Annotated in this window: 3 protein-coding genes; 2 read left to right on the forward strand and 1 reads right to left on the reverse strand. The window is 48.8% G+C overall.

Annotated features, from left to right (window positions below):
* Positions 1-131: 131 nt before the first annotated feature.
* Positions 132-491, forward strand: a complete 360-nt coding sequence (locus C7A19_RS13075; RefSeq protein ID WP_077650304.1) for a four helix bundle protein — start codon at positions 132-134, stop codon at positions 489-491.
* 68 nt (positions 492-559) lie between these two features.
* Positions 560-1,525: a Wzz/FepE/Etk N-terminal domain-containing protein gene (locus C7A19_RS13080; RefSeq protein WP_116645083.1), complete on the forward strand. Its 966-nt coding sequence runs from the start codon at positions 560-562 to the stop codon at positions 1,523-1,525.
* A gap of 273 nt (positions 1,526-1,798) precedes the next feature.
* Here the strand turns inward: C7A19_RS13080 and C7A19_RS13085 are convergent, their stop codons facing one another.
* The gene (locus C7A19_RS13085; protein ID WP_116645084.1) at positions 1,799-2,731 is read right to left on the reverse strand and encodes an alpha/beta hydrolase; all 933 of its coding nucleotides are present in this window, start codon (positions 2,729-2,731) and stop codon (positions 1,799-1,801) included.
* Between the last annotated feature and the right edge of the window lie 146 nt (positions 2,732-2,877).

Raw genomic sequence — 2,877 nt, forward strand, 5'->3', positions numbered from 1 at the left:
TCATAAAATAGTCTCTAGTCTCTAGTCTCTAGTCTCTAGTCTCTAGCGGTATCTCGCAGAAATGTAAAGACAAAAAACACAAACAGTAGATGAGTTGTATCCTTTGCCCCAAAGGCGAGAGGGCTCTACTTATGCTGTTTGAAAAACTGAGTGTTTGGCAACGCTCATCAAAATTAGCGTGTTCGGTATTTAGTACATTTGAGCGCAACAAGAATTTTGCACTTAAAGATCAAGTTTTTCGGTCATCCCTATCAATACCCTCAAATATTGCAGAAGGGGAAGAGCGTGAAACATCAAAAGAAAAAATTCGCTTTTACTACTACGCCAAAGGCTCATGTGGTGAATTAGTGACTCAGCTTCAAATCGCGATTAAAACCGAACAAATAGAACGAGAAGCGGGTTTGGCAATGGTCCGTGAAGCAAGAGAAATTGCAAAAATCCTTGCTAGCTTGATAATACGGCACAAACGCGCACTCAAAGTAGCAACCTGAATAATCAAAGGAAGGTATGGCACCTGATTTCTAGTCTCTAGTCTCTAGTTTCTGTTGCCTCACGGTTTATGACTAAGCAAAATATCGAACATTACCCACACCCCCCAATCCCCCCAATGGCGGCCGATGACGAAATTGACCTCCGCGAGCTCTTCGCCGCGTTATGGCAAGGCAAATGGTTGATCATTGCGATCACCTTTGTGTTTGCAGTCGGTGGGGTGGGGTATTCATTATCGCTTCCCAATACCTACAAATCCGAGGCTTTACTGGCGCCTGCCAATGACCAAGGCGGTGGGGGCTTAGCCAGCATGGCCGGGCAATTAGGCGGTTTGGCCTCGCTAGCTGGGGTTAACCTTGGCAGCGGTGGCGGCAGTGAAACCCAAATTGCGCTAGCCACTCTAAAGTCACGCCAGTTTATTAGCGAGTTTGTGCATGCTAATGCGTTAGAAGTGCCGCTAATGGCGACAACAGGCTGGGATCAAGACAGCGGCGAGTGGCAAATTGATCCTGAGCGTTATAACCCTGATACAAAAACCTGGTTAAAACCTGAAGGCGCTCGAGAGAACAAGCCTGCAGCGCCCACAGATTGGGAGCTTTACAAAGCGTTTTCTGATCTACTGGCTATCAAAGAGCAAAAAGATAATGGCTTAGTTACCATTAGCTTTGAGTCAGAATCGCCAATACTGGCAAAACGCGTCACAGAAAAGTTGGTGGCAGCGATTAACGCGCGAATGAAAGCCGATAAGCTGCAAGAAACCAACACCAATATTGCTTACTTGCGCCAACAGCTAGAAAACACCAACCTCACGCAAATGCAGAATGTGTTCTATCAGCTGATTGAAGAGCAAACCAAAAGCTTGATGCTGGCCGAAGTGCAAGACGAATTTGTGTTTAAAACCGTCGATCCGGCCATTGTCCCCGAAGAAAAAGCCGGCCCCAAACGCGCCCTGATCTGTGTACTCTCCACCTTACTCGGCGGCATGCTCGCCGTCGCCATTTTGCTGGTGAGATTTGCGTTTAGGAAGGATGACTAGAAAGAGCTTAGATGCTTCGATTCTAGGAGCTAGAAACGAGGGAGAGGCTAGACGCTTCGCTTCTAGAAGCTAGAAACTAGGAAGAGACTAGACGCTTCGCTTCTAGAAGCTAGAAACGAGGGAGAGACTAGACGCTTCGCTTCTAGAAACTAGAAACTAGGAAGAGACTAGACGCTTCGCTTTTAGAAAATAGAGACTAGGAAAAGCTTAAAGCAGCTCATAAAATAGTCTCTAGTCTCTAGTCTCTAGTCTCTAGTCTCTAGTCTCTAGTCTCTAGTCTTTTATCATCTTATCCATCATCTGTTCTATCAATGGGCTTGGGTGGCCGTTGTCGTCGGTGAGGAAATAGGTATGGCCCCAGTGGGGGTCGAAGTGGTCGTTAAAGGCGTCGCAGTCGGTTACCGTCACTTTGTTCGCAGGAAGTGCGTCGAGATTTTCGGGGCCGGTCATGCCTAATCGCCGGGTAACGGTGCGGTGGCGTACGTTGACCACTTTTGAGGCGGCCATGGCGATATCATCGGCGGCATAGTAAATGTGGACTTGTTTGGCGGCATCCAGCACTGCTCTGCCCGGTTGGTGTGGCTCTAGGGCTTGGTTATCAACATCGGCGGCCATCATAAAGATATGCCGAAACCATTGCGGCATGGTGTCGAGCCCGGCGTGTTGGTGCCAATGGGAAAAAGTGCTGATTAAGGTGCGATTGCCCATGGAGTGGGCAAGCACGTTCATACGTCGTTTACACGGGGTGGTTTGTTGCTCGGGGGCGCGGCGCCAATCATCAAACATCGCCAGTAAGCGGCTAAACGCCAACCCTGACGCGGTGGCAGCAAGTTGGTCGTCCCAGTAATCATCAATAGCACCGAGCCGGCCATCGTCGTCACAGGGCCAGATAATCGGCACCACCAGCATAGCGTTAGGAGCAAGGCGATCAAACTGGTGTTGTAAGGTCTGCGCCATCGGGAAGATATGACTTTCCATTTGGTTGTTATAACCATGGAGCAAAAACAGTATCTGGGTATGTGCAGGTAAGGCTTTCAGTTTGGCCATAAACGGCGCCGCGGTGATCTCTTGGTATTCACCCTGCCCGGCGCGCTGGCAAAAATACACCCACTTTGAGATATCGGTGTTTTGGTTATCAAAGCTAAGCCAACGGTCGGCCTCACTGTGCGAGCCTTGTTCGGGAGTACGGCTGGTAATAAATAACATGGCATCATCCATCGTTTATGAATGTGTAGAGAAGGATAAGCGAGGTAGGTAATTGAGTTGTATGGTGTTTGGGGGATTTTGCGAGGGAGTGGGCGGAAAGAGAGACTAGAGACTAGAGACTAGAGACTAGAGACTAGAGACTAGAG

Origin of the sequence: Salinivibrio sp. HTSP, from assembly GCF_003390965.1 — a bacterium.
Lineage (GTDB): Bacteria > Pseudomonadota > Gammaproteobacteria > Enterobacterales > Vibrionaceae > Salinivibrio > Salinivibrio kushneri.

What these genes read in the sequence shown, in the direction of transcription:
- C7A19_RS13080 (WP_116645083.1), top strand. Translation starts at nt 560, where the DNA reads ATGACTAAGCAAAATATCGAACATTACCCACACCCCCCAATCCCCCCA.
- C7A19_RS13085 (WP_116645084.1), bottom strand. Translation starts at nt 2,731, where the DNA reads ATGTTATTTATTACCAGCCGTACTCCCGAACAAGGCTCGCACAGTGAG.
- C7A19_RS13075 (WP_077650304.1), top strand. Translation starts at nt 132, where the DNA reads ATGCTGTTTGAAAAACTGAGTGTTTGGCAACGCTCATCAAAATTAGCG.